The sequence below is a fragment of the Pseudomonas sp. fls2-241-TYG-175 genome, assembly GCF_030209155.1.
In the GTDB taxonomy this organism is placed as follows: domain Bacteria; phylum Pseudomonadota; class Gammaproteobacteria; order Pseudomonadales; family Pseudomonadaceae; genus Aquipseudomonas; species Aquipseudomonas viridiflava.
Genome location: NZ_JARVSO010000049.1, coordinates 29,609 through 49,770 on the forward strand (window position 1 = coordinate 29,609; position 20,162 = coordinate 49,770).

Consider the following 20,162-nt stretch of genomic DNA (forward strand, 5'->3'; position numbering starts at 1 on the left):
TTGCCTGTGACCGGCCTGTTCATCACCCTCGAAGGCCCTGAAGGGGCTGGCAAAAGTACCAACCGTGAATACCTGGCAGCGCAGCTTCGCGTTCAGGGCGTCCAGGTACTGTTGACCCGTGAGCCCGGCGGCACGCCGCTGGCCGAGCGTATCCGTGAGCTGTTGCTCGCACCCAGTGACGAAGCCATGTGCGCTGATACCGAACTGCTGCTGGTGTTCGCAGCTCGTGCGCAACACTTGGCCGAAGTGATTCGTCCGGCGCTGGCGCGCGGTGAAGTGGTTCTGTGTGATCGATTCACCGATGCGACCTATGCCTATCAGGGCGGCGGGCGAGGCTTGTCCCATGAGCGCATCGCGGCGCTGGAGCAGTTCGTTCAGGGTGATCTGCGCCCGGATCTGACGCTGGTGTTCGACCTGCCGGTGGAAGTCGGTCTGTCGCGTGCCGCCGCGCGGGGCCGTCTGGATCGCTTCGAGCAGGAAGGCCGTGCGTTTTTCGATGCCGTGCGCAGCACCTATCTGGCCCGTGCCGCCGCCGAGCCTTCGCGTTACCGGCTGGTGGATGCCGCGCAGACACTGACCGACGTGCAGCGCTCTCTGGATGCCTTGTTGCCGCAACTGCTGGAGTTGCAACGTGGCTGAAGCCTATCCGTGGCAGCAGGCACTGTGGCAGCAGATGGCGGGGCGCGCTCAGCATGCGCATGCCTACCTGCTGCATGGTCCTGCCGGTATCGGCAAGCGGGCGCTCGCCGAGCGTTTGATGGCCAGTCTGCTGTGTCAGCGGCTGGACGGACTCAATGCCTGCGGAACCTGCAAATCCTGTCTGCTGCTGGCTGCTGGCAGCCATCCCGACAACTACGTGCTGGAGCCTGAAGAGGCCGACAAGCCGATCAAGGTGGATCAGGTTCGCGATCTGGTCAGCTTCGTTGTGCAGACCTCGCAGATGGGCGGCCGCAAGGTCGTGCTCATCGAGCCGGTCGAGGCAATGAACATCAATGCTGCCAACGCCCTGTTGAAAAGCCTTGAGGAGCCGTCCGGCAATACCGTGCTGCTGTTGGTCAGTCACCAGCCCAGCCGCCTGTTGCCAACGGTCAAGAGTCGCTGCGTGCAGCAGGCCTGTCCGTTGCCGGATGAGCAGACGAGTCTGGCTTGGCTGAGCAACGCGTTGCCTGACAGCTCCGAACAGGAGCGTCTGGAGTTGCTGACCCTGGCCGCCGGTTCGCCGCTGGCTGCTGTCACGCTCCAGGCCCAGGGCGTTCGCGAACAGCGTGCACTGGTGGTGGACGGCGTCAAGAAGCTGCTCAAGCAACAGCAATCGCCGACCCAATTGGCCGAAGGCTGGAAAGACATACCGTTGTTGCTGCTGTTCGACTGGTTCTGTGACTGGTCGCATCTGATTCTGCGCTACCAGCTGACTCAGGATGAAGAAGGTCTGGGGCTGGGCGACATGCGCAAGGTGGTGCAATACCTGGCGCAGAAATCGCCGCGTGGCAAAGTGCTGGACATTCAGGACTGGGTGCTGGCGCAGCGGCAGAAAGTCATGTCCAAGGCCAACCTCAATCGCGTGCTGTTGCTCGAAGCGTTGCTGGTCCAGTGGGCAGGCCTGCCTGGACAGGCGTAGACTGCGCTCATCAACCGTTGAGGTATTGTCATGAACCTGCCGCCCAACACAGGCCCGCGTAACGGCATTCTGTCCCTGACCATCAAGGACAAGGCCGTTCTCTATGCCGCCTACATGCCATTCATCAGGAACGGCGGTCTGTTCATTCCGACCGGCAAAAGCTACAAGCTGGGCGATGAAGTGTTCATGCTGCTCAATCTGATGGATCAGGCGGAGAAGGTGCCGGTCACTGGCCGTGTTGCCTGGATCACGCCCAAGGGCGCACAGGGCAATCGCGCAGCCGGTGTTGGCGTGCAGTTCAATGACGGCGACAATACCGCCCGCAACCTGATCGAAACCTATCTGGTCGGTGCTCTGAAGTCCGACCGTCCCACCCATACGATGTAGTTGTCCTCTTGCCCATGCTTGTAGATTCCCATTGCCACCTTGATCGCCTTGACCTGACCCAGCACGAGGGTTCGCTCGACGCAGCCCTGGCGGCTGCGCGGGGCAGGGGCGTCGGCCACTTTCTGTGTATCGGGGTCAGTGCCGAGAATGCCGGTGCCGTAAAGGCGCTGGCTGAGCGCTACGACGATGTCGACTGCTCGGTTGGTATCCATCCGCTCGACCTCAAGCCGGGCGAGGCGCCCGCGCTGGACTGGCTGCTGGGCGAACTGGACCACCCTCGCGTGGTAGCGATCGGCGAAACCGGTCTGGATTACCACTACGAACCCGAAGCGGCCGAACTGCAGCAGGCGTCGTTCCGTCTGCATCTTCAGGCGGCGGCCACGACCGGCAAGCCTGTCATTGTGCACACCCGAGGCGCGCGCGCCGACACGCTCGACCTGCTTCGCGAGGCTGCATTGCCTCAGGCAGGTGTGCTGCATTGCTTCACCGAAGACTGGGACATGGCCAAGGCCGCGCTGGACCTGGGTTTCTACATTTCGCTGTCCGGCATCGTGACGTTCCGCAATGCGGACGCTCTGCGTGACGTGGCGCGTCAGGTGCCTGCCGACCGCCTGCTGGTCGAGACCGATTCGCCCTATCTGGCTCCAATTCCTTACCGGGGCAAGCCGAACCTGCCGCAGTATGTGCGAGAAGTGGCTGAGTTTCTGGCGATGCTGCGCGGCGAGTCCTACGAGCGTTTTGCCGAGCAGACCACTGAAAACTTCACCCGTCTGTTTCCGCTGGCGCACGTGTCCCGCTGAATCGTCTGCTCCGGATCGACGGGTAAATCGCAGGCAAAAAAAACCCGGATTCTGGGGGGGTGAAGCCGGGTTAAGACCATTAGGAGTAAAACAAAGGCACGCTGTCCTTTGGCGCCTTTACTGGCGGGTCACTTGGGGGATATGACGCGCCAACGGTTTAATTATTGACCAGTATCGCGGCGCGTCCAGCTTGAATTGGTCGTTTTTTAAACAGTTTTGGAATACCAAACCGGTTCTTGAGCACTCAAAAACCACTCAGCCCCCTCCGTCAGTACCAAACCCCCGCAGGGTGGGAGTCAAACGTCTCCGGCACCGATCACCAAATGCCCGATGAAGGCATGGATTCGCTCATATACGGCGATATGGTCGGATGATCCGTGCAATTTGTCGGCAATTGGGCATAATACGCGGCTTCGATTTCGATCCCAATCAGACCTTCCTATGCAGAAAGAACCTCGTAAGGTCCGTGAGTTTCGCCGCCGTGAGCAGGAAATTCTCGACACCGCGCTAAAACTGTTCCTTGAGCAGGGCGAAGACAGCGTCACGGTCGAGATGATCGCGGACGCCGTCGGCATCGGCAAAGGCACGATCTACAAGCATTTCAAATCCAAGGCGGAAATCTATCTGCGCCTGATGCTCGATTACGAGCGCGATTTGAACGAGCTGCTGCACTCGGCCGATGTCGACAAGGACAAAGAGGCGCTTTCACGTGCCTACTTTGAGTTCCGCATGCGCGACCCGCAGCGCTATCGCCTGTTCGACCGTCTTGAGGAAAAGGTGGTCAAGGGCAATCAGGTCCCTGAGCTGGTCGAGGAACTGCACAAGATCCGCGCCTCCAACTTCGAACACCTGACGCTGCTGATCAAGGGCCGCATCACCGAAGGCAAGCTGGAAGACGTCCCGCCGTATTACCACTACTGTGCCGCCTGGGCGCTGGTGCATGGCGCCGTCGCGCTGTATCACTCGCCGTTCTGGAGCAACGTGCTGGAAGATCAGGAAGGCTTCTTTCACTTCCTGATGGACATCGGTGTGCGCATGGGCAACAAGCGCAAGCGTGATGGCGATACCCCTCCTGAAACGAAGCCGGATCCGGCTGTCTCCTGATCGCTCTGGCGGCACTTCATGTGCCGCCTTTCAAGACTCTTCACACCTTCTTGCGGACATGGCGCGGAAGCTGCATCCGACGACCATTCGCCGGTTTTCCGTCACCGGTATTTGGAGGGGATGATGCGTAGCCTGGTTTTGCTGCTGACGTTTTTGGCGTTGGGCGGCTGCATGAAAGTCAGTGATATGGGTGAGGGTGTTCGAGAACAGTTCAGCGATGCGGGGCTGCTCGATCACAGCGAGACCCGCCGTATCGCCAACTGGCGCGTGCAGCCCGACTCGTTCATCTATATCGCCCAAGGTGCCTTCGTGCCGCCCGGCCGAGCCTATCCACGCCCCAACGTAGTCGCCGAAGAAGCGTTCAAAGGCTTCGTCGAGTACTTCCCGATGGTTCGTCGCGCCCCTGCGCCGCTGGGTCTGGACGAAGCCATGATCGAGGCACGCAGTGCCGGTGCGCATTATCTGCTCTACACCCGTTTCGCCAAGGCTGACGACCGCATCGGCAACGGTGACCAGTGGTCCGACCAGGAAGCGGTGGATCGCCTGGGCGTCGACTCGGGTGTCATTCAGCTCATGTTGATCGAAACCAGCACCCGTTACCTGATAGACAGCGCGCGGATTCGCAGTCGCGGCGGATTGCTGACGCTTTACGATACAAGTCCCGAAGATTTGCTAGGTCCGCCACTTGAGGACTACGCTCGTACCTTGTTGGGTATCGCGCGTTAGGAGTAAGGCATGACCGATTCAGGCAAGGCGGGCGATCTGTTTGCGCAGATCCCGAAAACCAAAGGGTTGCCGCCTGTGCATCTATGGAATCCGCCGTTCTGTGGCGACATCGATATGCGTATTGCCCGGGATGGCACCTGGTATTACCAGGGCACCCCAATCGGTCGTAAACCGATGGTGCGGTTGTTCTCCACCATCCTGCGCCGTGATGGCGACGATTATGTTCTGGTCACGCCGGTCGAAAGGGTCGGCATCAAGGTCGATGATGCACCGTTCGTTGCGGTCACGCTCACCGTGATTGACGAGGGTGTCAGCCAGATATTGCGCTTCGTGACCAACGTCGAGGACGAGGTTGAGGCGAGTGCCGAACATCCCTTGCGCGTTGTCATCGATCCCCTGACTCAAGAGCCCGCACCTTATGTTCACGTGCGGACCAACCTCGAAGCGCTGATTCATCGCAATGTGTTTTACCAGTTGGTAGAGCTGGCAGTCGTTGAAGAGATCGACGGTCAGCGCTGGTTGGGCGTGTGGAGCCATGGCGTGTTCTTCAGGATCGGCCTTGAGCCCTGAGACGGCCCGGTATTCGACAGGCTCAATTGCCTGTCGGCAGTTCGGCGGTTAAAGTGCCGCTCCCTGATTTTCCTGAGGTTTTTGCATGAGTCAGTCCATTGATATCGCCGTTGTAGGCGCGACCGGTACTGTCGGCGAAACCATCGTCCAGATTCTGGAAGAACGCGATTTTCCGGTCGGTGATCTGCACCTGCTGGCCAGCATCGAATCGGCAGGGCACTCAGTGCCTTTCCGCGGCAAAAACGTGCGCGTGCGCGAAGTCGATGAGTTCGACTTCGGCAAGGTCAGGATGGCGTTCTTCGCCGCCGGCCCTGCGGTCAGTCGCAGCCACGCCGAGAAGGCGGTGGCCGCCGGATGCGCCGTCATCGATCTGTCAGGCGTGTTTTCCGCCGCGCAGGCACCCAGTGTTGTCCCTGAAATCAATGGCCAACTGCTGGCGCCTGCCCACGCTGCGCCGCGCCTGATATCAAGCCCGAGCGCTTCGGCCACTGCGGTTGCGCTGGCACTGGCGCCTCTGCGCCAATTGTTCGATCTGCGTCATGTTGCGGTAACAGCCTGTCTGGCTGTCTCCACTCAAGGCCGTGAAGGGGTGACCGAGCTGGCGCGCCAGACCACTGAGCTGTTGAACGTCCGTCCTCTGGAAACGCGATTCTTTGATCGGCAGATGGCGTTCAACGTGCTGGCCCAGGTCGGCAAGCCGGATGAAGCAGGGCACCTCGCGCTGGAACGACGTCTGGTCGCGGAAGTGCGTGAATTGTTGGCGCTGCCTTCGTTGAAAGTGGCTGCCAGTTGCATTCAGGTCCCGGTTTTCTTTGGCGACAGCTTTACTGTGTCGATTCAGGCCGCCGCGCCGATCGATCTCGCTGCTGTGAATGCGGCGCTCGAATCTGCCGAAGGCATTGAGTTGGTCGATGCCGGTGATTACCCGACACCCGTTGGCGATGCGGTCGGTCAGGACGTGGTTTACGTAGGACGCGTTCGGACAGGAATAGACGACCCGGAGCAACTTGAGCTGTGGATAACCTCGGACAATGTTCGCAAAGGTGCAGCGCTCAACGCTGTGCAGGTTGGCGAATTGTTGATAAAAGACTATGTGTAAAAGATACTTGGCAACACTTTGAATAATTGTTCTAGCGGCGATACGCCTTACACCCAACGCAGGACTACCTCTCCGGATGCCGGAGAATCTTTAAACAAGGGATGGGCTATGGTTCAGGTTCGTAAACTGGTATTAGCGATCGCTGCGGCTTCGGCGCTGTCATCAGGGATGGCGCAGGCGTTGGGGCTCGGGGAATTGTCTGTCAAGTCGACCCTGAACCAGCCATTGGTAGCCGAGATCGAGTTGACCGATGCGCAGGGCGTCAATGCCGCGCAGGTTGTACCGAGTCTTGCAACGACGGCTGACTTCGCCCAGGCGGGTATCACGCGCCAGGCGTTTCTCAATGATCTGAGTTTTACGCCGGTCATCAATGCCAATGGCAGGAGTGTCCTGCGTATCACGTCCAGCAAGCCGGTCCGGGAGCCCTATGTAAAATTCCTGGTTCAGGTGCTGTGGCCGAACGGACGTTTGCTGCGCGAATACAGCCTGCTGCTGGATCCGCCGAAGTTTTCGCCAGAGGCGGCCGCCGCTGCAGCAGCGCCCGCGCCTGCTGCTCCCGCTGCCCCCGCCGCAGAAACCGGGGCGCCAGCTCAACTGCCAAGCGTTGCCCCATCGGCTGAGGCGACACCTGCCGAGCAGCCTGCACAACCCGCTGCTACGCAGGGCTCGACCCTGCCTCCGCCGGCTGCCGACAAGCAGTCCCAGTACGTCACTGCCAACAACGACACCTTGTGGGAAATCGCTGCGAAGGTTCGTACCGGCGGAACCGTGCAACAGACCATGCTCGCGATTCAGGCGCTCAACCCTGATGCATTCATGGGCGGCAACATCAATCGATTGAAGAAAGGTCAGGTCCTGCGTCTGCCGACACCTCAGCAGACCACGGCCTTGCCGCAGCCTCAGGCCGTTGCCGAGGTCTCCCGCCAGTACAGCGCGTGGCGTGAAGGTCGCCGTCTCCCGGCCGGGCCGCGCCAGGTGGATGCCACTCGCCGTGATCGTGCCGGTGCAGCACCTTCCAAGGTGGATACCGCCGACAACCTCAGCCTGGTTTCGGCCAGCGGAAAGCCGGCCGCCAAAGGCGCCGCGGGCGACAGTGACCTGAGCAACAAGCTTGCAGTGGCTCAGGAAGCGCTGGACACCACGCGTCGCGACAATGCCGAGCTGAAAAGCCGCATGAACGATCTGCAGAGCCAACTGGACAAGCTGCAGCGTCTGGTTGAACTCAAGAACGGTCAGTTGGCCAAGATGCAGGCCGCCGGTGCAGCCGTGCCGCCGCCTGCCGCTACGCCAGCCGATCCTGCCAGTCCAGCCAACGCAGCCGTGCCGGCTTCGCTGGTCGATGCCAATGGCGCACCGGTCAAACCAGCGGGCGAGATTGCGCCTGAAGATGCTTTGCCAGCGGGCGCTGCGCAGGTGGCGACTCCAGCCGCTGAACAGCCACTCGCCGTCGAGCCGGTCGCGGCTCCGGAAGAAGAGGACACCCTGCAGAAGATTCTCGACAACCCGGTATTGCTGGGGTTGATCGGTGGTGCGGTGCTGCTGATTCTGGCGCTGATCCTGCTGTTCATGGCGCGCCGCCGTGCTGCCAAGGCCGAAGCCGAGAAGCACCGCCGCATGGCTCGCGCACTGGCTGAAGAGTCGCAATTCGTATCCGACATGGACATGAACGCACCGCCTGCCAGTTTTGACGGCCTTGATGTCGTGTCGCCTAACGTACGCATGGGCGCAGGTCCCGCTGCCGCAGCGGCAACAGCTGCGCGCGAACGACCGGCCGACCCTCTGGTGCAGGCTGAGATTCACATTGCTTACGGACGTATGAATCAGGCAGTCGAGTTGCTCGAGGAGTCGGTGAAGAACGAGCCCGAGCGTGATGACATCCGCCTCAAGCTGATGGAAATCTACGCTGAACAGGGCAACAACAAGGCCTACGCGGCGCACGAGCGCAAACTGGTGGCCTCGGGAAAGCTTGAAGCTGAGGGCGAGCAGCTAAAAGATTCACACTCGACCCAAACTCCTGTGGCGCCGGTCGTCGCTGAGCCGGCATCGGTGGTAGCTCCTGTGGCAGTGGCAGCAGGTGCCGCCACAGCGGCAGCCCTGGCTGCTGAGCTGGATGCCAAGTATGTCGAGGAACTGCTGGCCGACGATTCTGCAGAGCCAGAGCCAGAGCCAGAGCCAGAGCCAGAGCCAGAGCCGGAACCAATTCTTGAGCCGGAGCCTGCGCCTCTTGTGGCGTCCGAGGTCGAGTCTCCGGTGGTAGAAGAACCGCCAGTCGCCTCCGAAGAGTTCGATCATGATTTCGATCTGAGCCTGGACGAGTTCGACGAGCCTGCTGCGCAAGAGCTGCCGACTGTGACCGATCCTGACGATCTGTTGCTGGACGAGCCGGTCGTTTCCGCTGCGCCTGATGATGAAGAGCTGAGCTTCGAGTCGATCATGCGCGAGCAGGAGGCCGCTCGGGCGTCAGCGACACCTGACGACCTGGCTGATTTCGATCTGGACCTCACTGAAGAGGACCCGGTGCTCAAGAACGAGGATGATTTCCTGCTCGGCCTCGGCGACGATCCTGTCGAGCCGGTTGTCGACGCTGCACCGCTGGCGACGCCGCCGGTCAGTGACGATCTGGAACTGCCGGAAGATTTTGACCTGTCGCTGGCTGATGAAATCGAATCGGACCAGGCCAGTCAGGCTTTCGCATCTGAAATCGACGATGTGAATGCCGAGCTGGACCGTCTTTCGCAGAACCTCGAGCATCCGCCTCTCGACGAGCCAAGGTTCACCGCAGAAGACGCCATGGCGCTGGACGATGAGCCGGACTTCGATTTCATGGCCGGTACCGATGAGGCTGCGACCAAGCTGGATCTGGCGCGTGCCTACATCGACATGGGCGATGCCGACGGGGCGCGGGATATTCTCGACGAGGTCGTCAATGAAGGTGATGACGGTCAGAAAAGCGAAGCGCGTGACATGCTCTCGCGGCTTGCCTGAGTCCGCTCATGCTGATCCCGGACGGCCGCTTTTGCGGCCGTCTGCATTTGACGCCCGCTGTGGCGTCTTTTTTTTGCGGCCGTATAATGGCCGACTTTTCGCAAACCGACAGGCTGTCACACCTTGGCGAACATAGATAACCCGGCCGCCGAGATGGCTGCCGAGGGCTTTTCCCGAATCGCGCTGGGCGTGGAATACAAAGGGTCGCGCTATTGCGGCTGGCAGCGTCAGGCGTCCGGCGTGCTGACGGTGCAGGAAACCCTGGAAAATGCCCTGTCCAAAGTGGCCGACTCGCCGGTCTCGCTCATGTGCGCCGGGCGCACGGACGCCGGTGTGCACGCCTGTGGGCAGGTGGTGCACTTCGATACGCAGGCCGAGCGCTCCATGAAAGCCTGGGTCATGGGTGCCAACATCAATCTGCCCCACGATATCAGCGTGACCTGGGCTCGGGTGATGCCCGCCGAATTTCATGCGCGTTTCAAGGCCATCGCCCGCCGTTATCGCTATGTGATCTATAACGATCAGATCCGTCCGGCGCATCTGGGGCAGGAAATCACCTGGAACCATCGTCCGCTCGACGTGACGCGTATGGCCGAGGCCGCGCAGCATCTGGTCGGAACCCACGATTTCAGTGCGTTTCGTGCCGGGCAATGTCAGGCCAAGTCGCCGATCAAGCAATTGCACCACTTGCGCGTGACCCGGCACGGCAAGATGATCGTCATCGATGTGCGCGCCAACGCGTTCCTGCATCACATGGTGCGTAACATCGCGGGTGTGTTGATGACCATCGGCGCAGGCGAGCGTCCGGTCGAATGGGCGCGTGACGTGCTGGAAAGCAAAGTGCGTCGTACCGGGGGCGTCACCGCGCATCCCTATGGGCTCTATCTGGTGCAGGTCGAGTACCGTGAGCAGTTTCCGTTGCCCGAGCGTTATATCGGTCCGCATTTTCTGACGGGCTTCGCCGAACTTGACGGCTGACGCCCCGGCAAGCATTTGCTAACATCCGGGACTTTCCGAAAGGTCTGAGGTTTTCACTATATGTCAGCCGTTCGCAGCAAGATCTGCGGGATTACCCGCATAGAAGATGCCCTGGCGGCTGTCGAAGCAGGCGCCGATGCCATCGGGCTGGTGTTTTACGCCAAAAGTCCACGCGCCGTGAGCGTGCAGCAGGCGCGTGCAATTATCGCCGCGTTGCCGCCGTTCATCACCACGGTCGGTCTGTTCGTCAATGCCAGCCGTTGCGAGCTCAATGAAACGCTGGATGCCGTTGCGCTGGATATGTTGCAGTTTCACGGCGACGAAACGCCGGAAGAATGCGACGGCTATCATCGTCCCTACATCAAGGCGTTGCGCGTGAAAGCGGGTGACGATATCGAACAGGCCTGCCGTGCCTACCGTAATGCGCGCGGCGTCCTTCTCGACACTTACGTCGAGGGTGTGCCCGGCGGTACGGGTGAAACGTTCGACTGGGCATTGATTCCGAGTGAACTGAGCAAACCGGTCATTCTGGCGGGCGGGTTGACGTCGGCCAACGTGGCGCAGGCGATTGCCCAGGTCAAACCCTACGCGGTGGATGTCAGCGGTGGCGTCGAAAAAGGCAAGGGCATCAAGGATCGGGAAAAGATTCTCGCGTTCATGAGTGCGGTCCAGGGTGCGTGATGTGACGGCTGCGGTTCGGCCGCCGTCCATAAGCCTGTCCCCGCCACAAGTCCTGCGGGTCGAATTGAGTCAAGGGCGGTGCCGGTGCGCATCGTCCGGGTTGTAAAAAAAATCGTGGTAGAGGGTGTGCAGGTCAGGCCGACGGTCGACCGTTCCCCGTCTCATCGCCAACTAACGAATTTAGCTGAGGGCATGCGTCTGGCGTGAAAACGTCATGCGTTCGAGCCACACGGGTACTGGAGAGATAAAGCATGAGCAACTGGTTGGTAGACAAACTGATCCCATCGATCATGCGTTCCGAGGTCAAGAAGAGTTCGGTTCCTGAAGGGCTGTGGCACAAGTGCCCGTCCTGCGAAGCAGTGCTCTATCGGCCTGAGCTGGAAAAGACGCTGGATGTCTGCCCCAAGTGCAACCATCACATGCGTATCGGTGCCCGCGCCCGTCTGGACATCTTCCTGGATGCCGAGGGCCGTGAGGAGCTGGGTGCCGATCTGGAGCCGGTTGACCGTCTGAAATTCCGCGACGGCAAGAAGTACAAGGACCGTCTGACCGCTGCGCAGAAGCAGACAGGTGAGAAGGACGCCCTGATCTCCATGAGCGGCACGCTGTTGGGCATGCCGGTTGTCGCCTCGGCGTTCGAGTTTTCCTTCATGGGTGGCTCGATGGGCGCCATCGTTGGCGAGCGCTTCGTGCGCGCTGCCGACTACGCACTGGAAAACCGCTGCCCGATGATCTGCTTTGCCGCTTCCGGTGGTGCGCGCATGCAGGAAGCGCTGATTTCCCTGATGCAGATGGCCAAGACGTCGGCCGTGCTGGCGCGTCTTCGTGAAGAAGGCCTGCCGTTCATCTCGGTATTGACCGATCCGGTCTACGGTGGTGTTTCTGCAAGTCTGGCAATGCTGGGCGACGTGATTGTCGCTGAGCCCAAGGCGCTGATCGGTTTTGCCGGTCCTCGCGTCATCGAGCAGACCGTTCGCGAAAAACTGCCTGAAGGTTTCCAGCGCAGCGAGTTCCTGCTGGATCACGGCGCAATCGACATGATCATCGCTCGCAGCGAGCTGCGCCCTCGTCTGGGCAACCTACTTGCGCAAATGATGAACCTGCCGACGCCGAAATTCGTGGCGCCAGTGATCGAGCCGATCGTCGTTCCGCCGGCTCCGGCCACGGTATGACCCCGTCGACCCTGGGCGACTGGCTTGCCTACCTCGAGCAACTGCATCCTTCTGCCATCGACATGGGGCTGGATCGGTCGCGAAAGGTGGCGCAGCAACTGGGGCTCACACGCCCGGCGCCTCGGGTCATCACGGTAACCGGTACCAACGGCAAGGGCTCGACCTGCGCCTTTGTCGCGTCCCTGTTGCAGGCTCAGAGGCTCAAGGTGGGTGTCTACAGCTCCCCGCATCTGCTGCGTTATAACGAGCGGGTGAAGGTGCAGGGTGTCGAAGCAACCGATCTTGAGTTGTGTGATGCCTTTGCAGCGGTCGAATCGGCGCGTGGCGATGTCACGCTGACCTATTTCGAAATGGGCACGCTCGCCGCGTTCTGGCTGTTCGAGCAGGCGCAGCTTGATGCAGTCGTGCTGGAAGTCGGTCTGGGCGGTCGCCTGGACGCCGTCAATCTCATTGATGCCGATCTCGCCCTGGTCACCAGCATTGGTGTTGACCATGCCGACTGGCTGGGCGACACGCGCGAATCCGTGGCTTTCGAAAAGGCCGGTATCTTCCGTGCCGGTCGCCCGGCACTCTGCGGCGACCTCGATCCGCCTGAGCCTTTGCTGGCCAAGGCTCGAGAGTTGGGCTGTCCCTTGCTGCTACGAGGTCATGACTTTGATCTGTCTGTCGGTCCGCAAGGCTGGGACTGGCGCGGTATTGCTCACGGCGAGGTGGTCGAGCTGCGTGATCTGCCGTTGCTCGATCTGCCCATGCAGAATGCCGCGCTGGCACTCCAGGCGTTTGCGTTGCTGGGCTACCCCCTGAATCAGCAGGTCGTCAGCGAGGCGTTGGCGCATACCCGACTCGTCGGCCGTCTCGACCGCCGTACCGTTCATTGGCAGGGCAGGGCGCTCACGCTGCTGCTCGATGTGGGCCACAACCCGCATGCTGCGCAGTTTCTCGCGCACCGCATGGCGCAGCGGCCGGTGATCGGCAAACGTTTGGCGGTGTTCGGCCTGCTCTCTGACAAGGATCTTGACGGTGTGGTCCATGAGCTGGCTTCCAGCATTCAGGACTGGGCCGTTGCGCCGCTGCCCACCTCCCGTAGTCGGCCTGCGGCAGAGTTGCAGGTTGCTCTGGAGAACCTTGGGGCGCGCGTGAAGTCCTACCAGAGTATTGCGTCTGCGCTGGAAGCTCAGTGCACGCATGCCACGCCCGATGACGAAATTCTGCTGTTCGGATCTTTTTACTGTGTAGCCGAGGCCCTGGATTGGCTGGCCCGGCATACCGACGAGGACGCTGCAAATGGCTTTGCTGGATAACGTATTCAAGCAGCGGATGGTGGGTGCTCTGGTACTGATCGCCCTGGCGGTGATCTTTCTCCCGATGCTGTTCACCCGTCAGGACGAGAGCCATCCGGTTCAGGTCGATGCGCCTGCCGCTCCACAGGCGCCTGCGGGTCAGCAGGTACAGGTCGAGCCTGTGACCGTTCCCGAGCCTCAGGCATTGCCACAGGAGCCTGTTCCGGATGAGGACAATGCCGCGGCAAGCAATCAGCCGCCGTCGATGCCGATTGCGCCTGCTCCTGCCGCACAGGCTCCAGCGGCCGCTGCGCCACAGGCAGCCAAGCCTGCGCCAGCACCGAAGCCGACACCGGCTCCGGCAGCGCCTGTAACAACGCCTGCCGCACCTTCTGCACCGGCGGTCGCCAAGGCCGCGCCGAGCGGCGTCGATGCCAACGGTCTGTCAGTCAGTTGGTCTGTGCAGTTGGCCAGCATGTCCAACCGTGCCAACGCCGACAATCTGCAGAAAACCCTGCGTACCCAGGGTTACAACGCCTACATTCGCACCGCCGATGGCGTCAACCGGGTGTTCGTGGGTCCGCTGATCGAGCGCGCCGAGGCTGATCGCCTGCGTGACCAACTCGACAAGCAGCAGAAACTCAAAGGTATTGTGGTGCGGTTCCAGCCTGAAAAGGGCTGATCTTCCCGCCCTCTGTACAGGCTCTGCCAAGCCGTTTGAACGGAAAATGACGCCCGCCGATAATCGCTGCTTACCGGCGGGCGGGCGCTCTGCTAAAATGCGCCGCCTTATCTGTCTGCAGGCTGCAACGTGCCATTTACTCCGGTTGACTGGGCAATTCTGGGAATTGTCGCCATCTCCGCCCTGATCAGTCTGAAACGCGGCTTCGTAAAAGAAGCACTCTCGTTGACGACGTGGATCATTGCAGGTGTCGTGGCCTGGATGTTCGGCGCGGGGCTGTCGCAGTATCTGGTCAACTACATAGAAACACCCTCGGCCCGCGTGATCGCGAGCTGCACCATTCTATTTGTCGCCACCTTGCTGGTCGGCGCCATGGTCAACTTTCTGATAGGCGAACTGATTCGCGTCACCGGGCTTTCCGGGACCGATCGTTTTCTGGGTATGGTCTTTGGCGCGGCGCGCGGAGGCCTGCTTGTCGTTGTAGCGGTCGGACTCTTGAGTCTCGGGCCGGTGCAACAGGATCAATGGTGGCAGCAGTCGAGACTGGTGCCGCAATTTCTCATGGTCGCTGACTGGTCGAAGAACCTGATTCTCGGGATGTCCAGCAAGTGGCTCGCCAGCGGCATCAGCGTACCTGCTGATCTGCCGTTCAAGGAGCAGATCCTGCCGTCTACAATACCGCAGGATGTGCTTGGTAAATCCAGTTCCACTAAGTAGGGGTTGTGTCGCATGTGTGGCATCGTCGGTATCGTCGGTAAGTCGAACGTTAATCAGGCGCTGTATGACGCGCTCACCGTCCTCCAGCACCGCGGCCAGGATGCTGCCGGTATTGTGACCAGCCACGACGGCCGGTTATTCCTGCGCAAGGACAATGGACTGGTGCGTGATGTGTTCCATCAACGCCATATGCAGCGTCTGGTCGGACACATGGGCATCGGTCATGTGCGCTACCCGACCGCGGGCAGCTCGACCTCGGCCGAAGCTCAGCCGTTCTACGTCAACTCGCCTTACGGCATCACGTTGGCGCACAACGGTAACCTGACCAACGTCGAGCAGTTGGCCAAGGAGATCTACGAATCCGACCTGCGCCACGTCAACACCAATTCCGACTCGGAAGTGCTGCTCAACGTGTTCGCCCATGAGCTGGCCGTTCGCGGCAAGCTGCAGCCGACCGAAGAAGACATCTTCGCGGCCGTGACCGACGTGCACAATCGTTGCCGTGGCGGCTATGCCGTCGTGGCGATGATCACCGGCTACGGTATCGTCGGCTTCCGCGACCCAGACGCCATTCGTCCCATCGTGTTCGGCCAGCGTCATACCGACGAAGGCGTCGAGTACATGATCGCCTCCGAAAGCGTTTCCCTCGATGTACTGGGTTTCACGCTGATCCGCGACCTGGCACCCGGCGAAGCGGTCTACATCACCGAAGACGGCAAGCTGCACACCCGTCAGTGCGCCGCCAATCCAAAGTACGCGCCCTGCATCTTCGAACACGTCTACCTGGCGCGTCCTGATTCGATCATCGACGGTATCTCGGTCTACAAGGCGCGTCTGCGCATGGGCGAGAAACTGGCCGACAAGATCCTGCGCGAGCGCCCGGATCACGACATCGACGTGGTCATCCCGATTCCGGACACCAGCCGCACGGCTGCGCTGGAGCTGGCCAACCACCTGGGCGTCAAGTTCCGCGAAGGCTTCGTCAAGAACCGTTACATCGGCCGCACGTTCATCATGCCGGGTCAGGCTGCACGCAAGAAGTCCGTGCGCCAGAAGCTCAACGCCATCGAGCTGGAGTTCCGCGGCAAGAACGTTATGCTGGTGGACGACTCCATCGTTCGCGGCACGACCTGCAAGCAGATCATCCAGATGGCCCGCGAAGCCGGTGCCAAGAACGTCTATTTCTGTTCGGCCGCCCCGGCGGTGCGTTACCCCAACGTCTACGGCATCGACATGCCGAGTGCTCACGAGCTCATTGCCCATAACCGTTCCACTCAGGACGTTGCCGACCTCATCGGTGCCGACTGGCTGGTCTATCAGGACTTGAATGACCTGATCGAGGCGGTCAGCGGCAGCAAGAAGATCAAGATCGATAACTTCGATTGCTCGGTCTTCGACGGCAAGTACGTGACCGGTGACATCGACGAGCATTATCTGAACAAGATCGAACAGGCGCGTAACGACGCCTCCAAGGTCAAGACCCAGGCAGTGAGCGCGATCATCGATCTGTACAACAACTAATTGGTTTCAGGAGTAGCGGCATGACTCAGGAATGGGATGCAGGTCGTCTCGACAGCGACCTTGAAGGCGTAGGGTTCGATACCCTCGCCGTACGTGCCGGGCAACACCGCACGCCGGAAGGCGAGCATGGCGATCCGATGTTCTTCACCTCCAGCTACGTGTTCCGCACGGCCGCCGACGCGGCCGCGCGTTTCGCCGGTGAAGTGCCAGGCAACGTCTACTCGCGCTACACCAACCCGACAGTGCGTTCCTTCGAGGAACGCATGGCAGCGCTGGAAGGCGCCGAGCAGGCCGTCGCCACGGCGACTGGCATGGCTGCCACGCTGGCGGTCGTCATGAGTCTGTGCAGCGCCGGTGATCACGTTCTGGTGTCGCGCAGCGTGTTCGGTTCGACCATCAGCCTGTTCGACAAGTACTTCAAACGTTTCGGCATTGAGGTGGACTACGTGCCGCTGGCGGACCTGAGCGGCTGGGATGCGGCGATCAAGGCCAACACCAAAATGCTGTTCGTCGAGTCGCCGTCCAACCCGTTGGCCGAGTTGGTGGATATCGCCGCGTTGGCGGAAGTCGCCCACGCCAAGGGCGCGATGCTGATCGTCGACAACTGCTTCTGCACGCCAGCCCTGCAGCAGCCGCTGAAGCTGGGCGCTGACATCGTCGTCCATTCGGCAACCAAGTTCATCGACGGCCAGGGCCGTTGCATGGGCGGTGTGGTTGCCGGGCGCAGCGAGCAGATGAAGGAAGTGGTCGGATTCCTGCGCACGGCCGGGCCGACTCTGAGCCCGTTCAATGCCTGGATCTTTCTCAAGGGTCTTGAAACCCTGAACCTGCGCATGCGCGCTCATTGCGCCAACGCTCAGGCGCTGGCCGAGTGGCTCGAGCAGCAGGATGGTATCGAGAAGGTCCATTACGCCGGCCTCAAGAGTCACCCGCAGCACGAGCTGGCCCAGCGTCAGCAGAAAGGCTTCGGTGCGGTCGTGAGTTTCGAGGTCAAGGGTGGCAAAGAGGGCGCGTGGCGCTTCATCGATGCAACTCGACTGATCTCGATCACCGCCAACCTGGGCGACACCAAGACCACCATCACTCACCCGAGCACCACGTCCCACGGGCGCCTGGCGCCTCAGGAACGTGAAGCCGCCGGCATCCGTGACAGCCTGATAAGGGTGGCGGTAGGGCTTGAAGATGTCGCAGACCTGCAGGCCGATCTGGCGCTGGGTCTGGCGGCCTTGTGACGACTGAAGTGAGCAGCGACGCGAGCGAGAGCATGAGCGACGACTGGGCGATGAAATTCTCCAGTACCCACAATGGCCGCGTTGCACTGGTTACCGGTGCCGCGCGCGGCATTGGTCTGGGCATTGCAGCCTGGCTGATTGCCGAAGGCTGGCAAGTGGTACTGACCGATCTGGACCGCAAGCGTGGTTCGAAAGTGGCCGGTGCGCTGGGCGAAAACGCCCTGTTCATCACCATGGATGTCGCGAGCGAGGAACAGGTCGCAGCGGGCGTTGCCGAGGTGCTCCGGCGCTTCGGGCGGCTGGACGCGCTGGTGTGCAATGCGGCGATTGCCGATCCGCATAACACCACACTGGAAAGTCTTGAGCTTTCGCACTGGAATCGCGTGCTGGGCGTCAACCTTGGCGGGCCGATGCTGCTGGCCAAACACTGTGCGCCTTATCTGCGCGCGCACTGCGGCAGCATCGTCAACCTGACCTCGACCCGTGCCAGTCAGTCAGAGCCTGATACCGAGGCCTATGCGGCGAGCAAGGGCGGTCTGATGGCGCTGACCCATGCGCTCGCCATCAGTCTGGGGCCCGAGATACGTGTCAACGCTGTCAGCCCCGGCTGGATCGACGCGCGTGACCCTTCATTGCGCCGCGCCGAACCCTTGTCAGAGGCTGATCATGCGCAGCATCCCGCTGGCCGGGTAGGGACAGTGGAGGACGTGGCGGCAATGGTCGCGTGGCTGCTCTCGCGTAATGCCGGTTTTGTCACCGGGCAGGAATTCGTGGTCGATGGCGGCATGACCCGCAAGATGGTGTACGCCGAGTAGTTGCGCATCCGCGTTTGCAGGCGGGTGTGTTTGGCAGGTTGTGGCGTGTGGTGCGATTGAAGCAGTTTTTAAAAAAACTTCAATCAGGCTATTGACTTAGGTTCGTTAGGTGCGTAAATTTCGCGGCCTCAACGAAGCAAAGGGTGATTAGCTCAGCTGGGAGAGCAGCTGCCTTACAAGCAGCGGGTCGGCGGTTCGATCCCGTCATCACCCACCATCGTTGAGTTTGAAAGCTGAAGCATGAGGGCTTTCAAAGTTGAAACCGGACGCAAGTCCACACTGCGCAGCGGTAGTTCAGTCGGTTAGAATACCGGCCTGTCACGCCGGGGGTCGCGGGTTCGAGTCCCGTCCGCTGCGCCATATTTGTACAGATTCGGTTTTCCGGGTCTGAGGTTGAAAGGCTCAAGCCGCTCAATCCGATGTACAGGAAACAAGCTACCGAAAGTTTGTTTCAAACAGGTTTACAAGCGATACGCAGCGGTAGTTCAGTCGGTTAGAATACCGGCCTGTCACGCCGGGGGTCGCGGGTTCGAGTCCCGTCCGCTGCGCCATACAAAGCTTCAAGGCCCTTGAACTCCTTGAAGCAACAGAAAAGCGACCCAAGGGTCGCTTTTTTGTTGTCTGAGATTTGTGACCGTTTCTATCAGCGTGACGCGCCTTGTATCGAATCGTTGCGAACTCTGCGTTGATCCTGCGTCGGCCTTGTTGCAGACTTGTCGCCATTTCCAGTTTGCAGTCTTGCTGGCAGTCATTTCCTTCCTCAGGATTATCGATGCTTAATTTACTGAACGTTCGTACCGCGTGCGTTGTGTCCATGCTGTTCCTGGCTGCCGGCTGTTCTTCGCCTAAGCAGGCGGTCTACGACCATGAGCATTTCGACGATGCCGGGACGTTTTCCCGCAGCTACCCGGCAACGGATCTGTCGTACTGTGAAGCCGGACGCCGGGCCTTGCTGAGTCAGGGATACATCATCACCAGCAGCGATCCGAAAATGATTGCCGGGCGCAAGAGCTTTCAGCAGACGGGTGACACGCACATCGAGATCAGCTTCAACCTGGTTTGCGCCGCCGACGTGACAGCGGGCAGTTCGACGATGTTCGCCAACGCCCTGCAGGACCGCTACGCACTCAAGAAAACCAATAACTCGGCGAGCCTCGGGGTAGGGGTGCTGGGTTCGGTGTCGATGCCGATCGGCTCTACCGATGATTCGATGGTCAAGGTGGCTAGCGAGACGGTTGCGTCTGCCAAGTTCTACGAGCGTTTCTTCGGTCTGGTGGAGAACTTCCTGCCGCCGGAGGTGAAGAAGGCTGCGCATATCGTCGAGAAACCAAAGGCTGATCTGGGTGTGCCTGACCCGGTGCCTGCCGCAGCCGCGCCCAAGGCCGCAGAGCCTTCGCAACTGGCACCTAAAGCGGTTGAGGCTGCGCCCAAGGCTGAACCGGTTACCGAGCCCAAGGCCGAGTCCGCAACGCCAGCTGCCAGCGAGCCCGTACCGGCACCGGACGAGCCTGCCTCGTTCAAGGCCGAGACCGTCACGCCACCCGAGGCTCAGCCGGTCGAAATGACCACCCCCGCGCCGGTCGAGACCCAGCCAGCGCAGTAGTAGCTTCACACTGATCGTTCCTCAGAGCGTGGGCACGATCAAGATGCCAGCCTTTACGTTGATCGTTCCCATGCTCCGCGCTCATCGTTATACACAAGTCCGCAAGACGCCCAAAACGGGGGGCAAAACGAAAGTGGCTGACTGAATGCATACCCCGTGGGAGGCGGCTTGCCGGCGATGGCGTCAGTTCAG

The 20,162-nt window shown here is 60.7% G+C and carries 19 protein-coding genes and 3 tRNA genes; all 22 read left to right on the forward strand.

The annotated features are described in order from the left end of the window. Positions 1-6: 6 nt before the first annotated feature. The 22 genes from tmk (at position 7) to QRN20_RS25015 (ending at position 19,970) form a co-directional block, all read left to right on the forward strand. Positions 7-639 (forward strand): dTMP kinase, encoded by a 633-nt coding sequence (gene tmk / locus QRN20_RS24910; protein WP_122429329.1) that lies wholly within the window; start codon positions 7-9, stop codon positions 637-639. Beyond that, entirely contained in the window at positions 632-1,618 is a 987-nt protein-coding gene (locus QRN20_RS24915) for a DNA polymerase III subunit delta' (protein WP_122429330.1), read from the forward strand. Before tmk ends, QRN20_RS24915 begins: the two co-directional genes overlap by 8 nt. 30 nt (positions 1,619-1,648) lie before the next feature. Further along, the gene (locus QRN20_RS24920) at positions 1,649-2,005 is read left to right on the forward strand and encodes a PilZ domain-containing protein (RefSeq protein ID WP_004884570.1); all 357 of its coding nucleotides are present in this window, start codon (positions 1,649-1,651) and stop codon (positions 2,003-2,005) included. A gap of 14 nt (positions 2,006-2,019) precedes the next feature. Further along, positions 2,020-2,805, forward strand: coding sequence for a TatD family hydrolase (locus QRN20_RS24925; protein ID WP_025994105.1), 786 nt, complete (start codon positions 2,020-2,022; stop codon positions 2,803-2,805). A 441-nt stretch (positions 2,806-3,246) separates the two neighbouring features. Next, the gene (locus QRN20_RS24930; RefSeq protein ID WP_004884565.1) at positions 3,247-3,909 is read left to right on the forward strand and encodes a TetR/AcrR family transcriptional regulator; all 663 of its coding nucleotides are present in this window, start codon (positions 3,247-3,249) and stop codon (positions 3,907-3,909) included. 123 nt (positions 3,910-4,032) lie between these two features. Continuing rightward, positions 4,033-4,635 carry a DUF4823 domain-containing protein gene (locus QRN20_RS24935; protein ID WP_004884561.1) on the forward strand — a complete coding sequence of 201 codons (603 nt, stop codon included), beginning with the start codon at positions 4,033-4,035 and terminating at the stop codon, positions 4,633-4,635. Between the two features lie 9 nt (positions 4,636-4,644). Next, positions 4,645-5,205: a DUF1285 domain-containing protein gene (locus QRN20_RS24940; RefSeq protein ID WP_029241223.1), complete on the forward strand. Its 561-nt coding sequence runs from the start codon at positions 4,645-4,647 to the stop codon at positions 5,203-5,205. Between the two features lie 85 nt (positions 5,206-5,290). Then, entirely contained in the window at positions 5,291-6,304 is a 1,014-nt protein-coding gene (locus QRN20_RS24945; protein WP_029241224.1) for an aspartate-semialdehyde dehydrogenase, read from the forward strand. Positions 6,305-6,412: 108 nt separating this feature from the next. Further along, on the forward strand, positions 6,413-9,289 hold the full coding sequence (locus QRN20_RS24950; protein WP_285361474.1) for a motility hub landmark protein FimV: 2,877 nt from the start codon (positions 6,413-6,415) through the stop codon (positions 9,287-9,289). Positions 9,290-9,442: 153 nt separating this feature from the next. After that, entirely contained in the window at positions 9,443-10,267 is an 825-nt protein-coding gene (gene truA / locus QRN20_RS24955) for a tRNA pseudouridine(38-40) synthase TruA (protein WP_004884553.1), read from the forward strand. Positions 10,268-10,327: 60 nt separating this feature from the next. Further along, positions 10,328-10,948: a phosphoribosylanthranilate isomerase gene (locus QRN20_RS24960; RefSeq protein ID WP_004884548.1), complete on the forward strand. Its 621-nt coding sequence runs from the start codon at positions 10,328-10,330 to the stop codon at positions 10,946-10,948. Between the two features lie 251 nt (positions 10,949-11,199). Next, on the forward strand, positions 11,200-12,120 hold the full coding sequence (accD, locus tag QRN20_RS24965; RefSeq protein WP_004884545.1) for an acetyl-CoA carboxylase, carboxyltransferase subunit beta: 921 nt from the start codon (positions 11,200-11,202) through the stop codon (positions 12,118-12,120). Then, entirely contained in the window at positions 12,117-13,421 is a 1,305-nt protein-coding gene (gene folC / locus QRN20_RS24970) for a bifunctional tetrahydrofolate synthase/dihydrofolate synthase (RefSeq protein WP_122429332.1), read from the forward strand. Before accD ends, folC begins: the two co-directional genes overlap by 4 nt. Further along, positions 13,405-14,082 (forward strand): SPOR domain-containing protein, encoded by a 678-nt coding sequence (locus QRN20_RS24975; protein WP_025994111.1) that lies wholly within the window; start codon positions 13,405-13,407, stop codon positions 14,080-14,082. Before folC ends, QRN20_RS24975 begins: the two co-directional genes overlap by 17 nt. Before the next feature lie 129 nt (positions 14,083-14,211). Further along, entirely contained in the window at positions 14,212-14,799 is a 588-nt protein-coding gene (locus QRN20_RS24980; protein WP_004884542.1) for a CvpA family protein, read from the forward strand. Positions 14,800-14,811: 12 nt separating this feature from the next. Then, the gene (gene purF / locus QRN20_RS24985) at positions 14,812-16,320 is read left to right on the forward strand and encodes an amidophosphoribosyltransferase (protein ID WP_004884541.1); all 1,509 of its coding nucleotides are present in this window, start codon (positions 14,812-14,814) and stop codon (positions 16,318-16,320) included. A gap of 20 nt (positions 16,321-16,340) precedes the next feature. After that, positions 16,341-17,552: an O-succinylhomoserine sulfhydrylase gene (locus tag QRN20_RS24990; protein WP_025994112.1), complete on the forward strand. Its 1,212-nt coding sequence runs from the start codon at positions 16,341-16,343 to the stop codon at positions 17,550-17,552. Positions 17,553-17,584: 32 nt separating this feature from the next. After that, entirely contained in the window at positions 17,585-18,367 is a 783-nt protein-coding gene (locus QRN20_RS24995) for an SDR family oxidoreductase (protein ID WP_043306496.1), read from the forward strand. 141 nt (positions 18,368-18,508) lie between these two features. After that, a tRNA-Val gene (locus tag QRN20_RS25000) sits at positions 18,509-18,584 on the forward strand. A 66-nt stretch (positions 18,585-18,650) separates the two neighbouring features. Then, positions 18,651-18,727 (forward strand) — tRNA-Asp (locus QRN20_RS25005). Positions 18,728-18,841: 114 nt separating this feature from the next. After that, a tRNA-Asp gene (locus QRN20_RS25010) sits at positions 18,842-18,918 on the forward strand. Between the two features lie 221 nt (positions 18,919-19,139). Next, positions 19,140-19,970 carry a DUF2242 domain-containing protein gene (locus QRN20_RS25015; RefSeq protein WP_122413457.1) on the forward strand — a complete coding sequence of 277 codons (831 nt, stop codon included), beginning with the start codon at positions 19,140-19,142 and terminating at the stop codon, positions 19,968-19,970. Positions 19,971-20,162 lie beyond the last annotated feature (192 nt).

What these genes read in the sequence shown, in the direction of transcription:
- QRN20_RS24940 (WP_029241223.1), top strand. Translation starts at nt 4,645, where the DNA reads ATGACCGATTCAGGCAAGGCGGGCGATCTGTTTGCGCAGATCCCGAAA.
- truA (WP_004884553.1), top strand. Translation starts at nt 9,443, where the DNA reads ATGGCTGCCGAGGGCTTTTCCCGAATCGCGCTGGGCGTGGAATACAAA.
- QRN20_RS25015 (WP_122413457.1), top strand. Translation starts at nt 19,140, where the DNA reads ATGCTTAATTTACTGAACGTTCGTACCGCGTGCGTTGTGTCCATGCTG.
- folC (WP_122429332.1), top strand. Translation starts at nt 12,117, where the DNA reads ATGACCCCGTCGACCCTGGGCGACTGGCTTGCCTACCTCGAGCAACTG.
- QRN20_RS24950 (WP_285361474.1), top strand. Translation starts at nt 6,413, where the DNA reads ATGGTTCAGGTTCGTAAACTGGTATTAGCGATCGCTGCGGCTTCGGCG.
- purF (WP_004884541.1), top strand. Translation starts at nt 14,812, where the DNA reads ATGTGTGGCATCGTCGGTATCGTCGGTAAGTCGAACGTTAATCAGGCG.
- QRN20_RS24925 (WP_025994105.1), top strand. Translation starts at nt 2,020, where the DNA reads ATGCTTGTAGATTCCCATTGCCACCTTGATCGCCTTGACCTGACCCAG.
- accD (WP_004884545.1), top strand. Translation starts at nt 11,200, where the DNA reads ATGAGCAACTGGTTGGTAGACAAACTGATCCCATCGATCATGCGTTCC.
- QRN20_RS24920 (WP_004884570.1), top strand. Translation starts at nt 1,649, where the DNA reads ATGAACCTGCCGCCCAACACAGGCCCGCGTAACGGCATTCTGTCCCTG.
- QRN20_RS24960 (WP_004884548.1), top strand. Translation starts at nt 10,328, where the DNA reads ATGTCAGCCGTTCGCAGCAAGATCTGCGGGATTACCCGCATAGAAGAT.
- QRN20_RS24975 (WP_025994111.1), top strand. Translation starts at nt 13,405, where the DNA reads ATGGCTTTGCTGGATAACGTATTCAAGCAGCGGATGGTGGGTGCTCTG.
- QRN20_RS24945 (WP_029241224.1), top strand. Translation starts at nt 5,291, where the DNA reads ATGAGTCAGTCCATTGATATCGCCGTTGTAGGCGCGACCGGTACTGTC.
- QRN20_RS24930 (WP_004884565.1), top strand. Translation starts at nt 3,247, where the DNA reads ATGCAGAAAGAACCTCGTAAGGTCCGTGAGTTTCGCCGCCGTGAGCAG.
- QRN20_RS24935 (WP_004884561.1), top strand. Translation starts at nt 4,033, where the DNA reads ATGCGTAGCCTGGTTTTGCTGCTGACGTTTTTGGCGTTGGGCGGCTGC.
- QRN20_RS24990 (WP_025994112.1), top strand. Translation starts at nt 16,341, where the DNA reads ATGACTCAGGAATGGGATGCAGGTCGTCTCGACAGCGACCTTGAAGGC.
- QRN20_RS24995 (WP_043306496.1), top strand. Translation starts at nt 17,585, where the DNA reads ATGAGCGACGACTGGGCGATGAAATTCTCCAGTACCCACAATGGCCGC.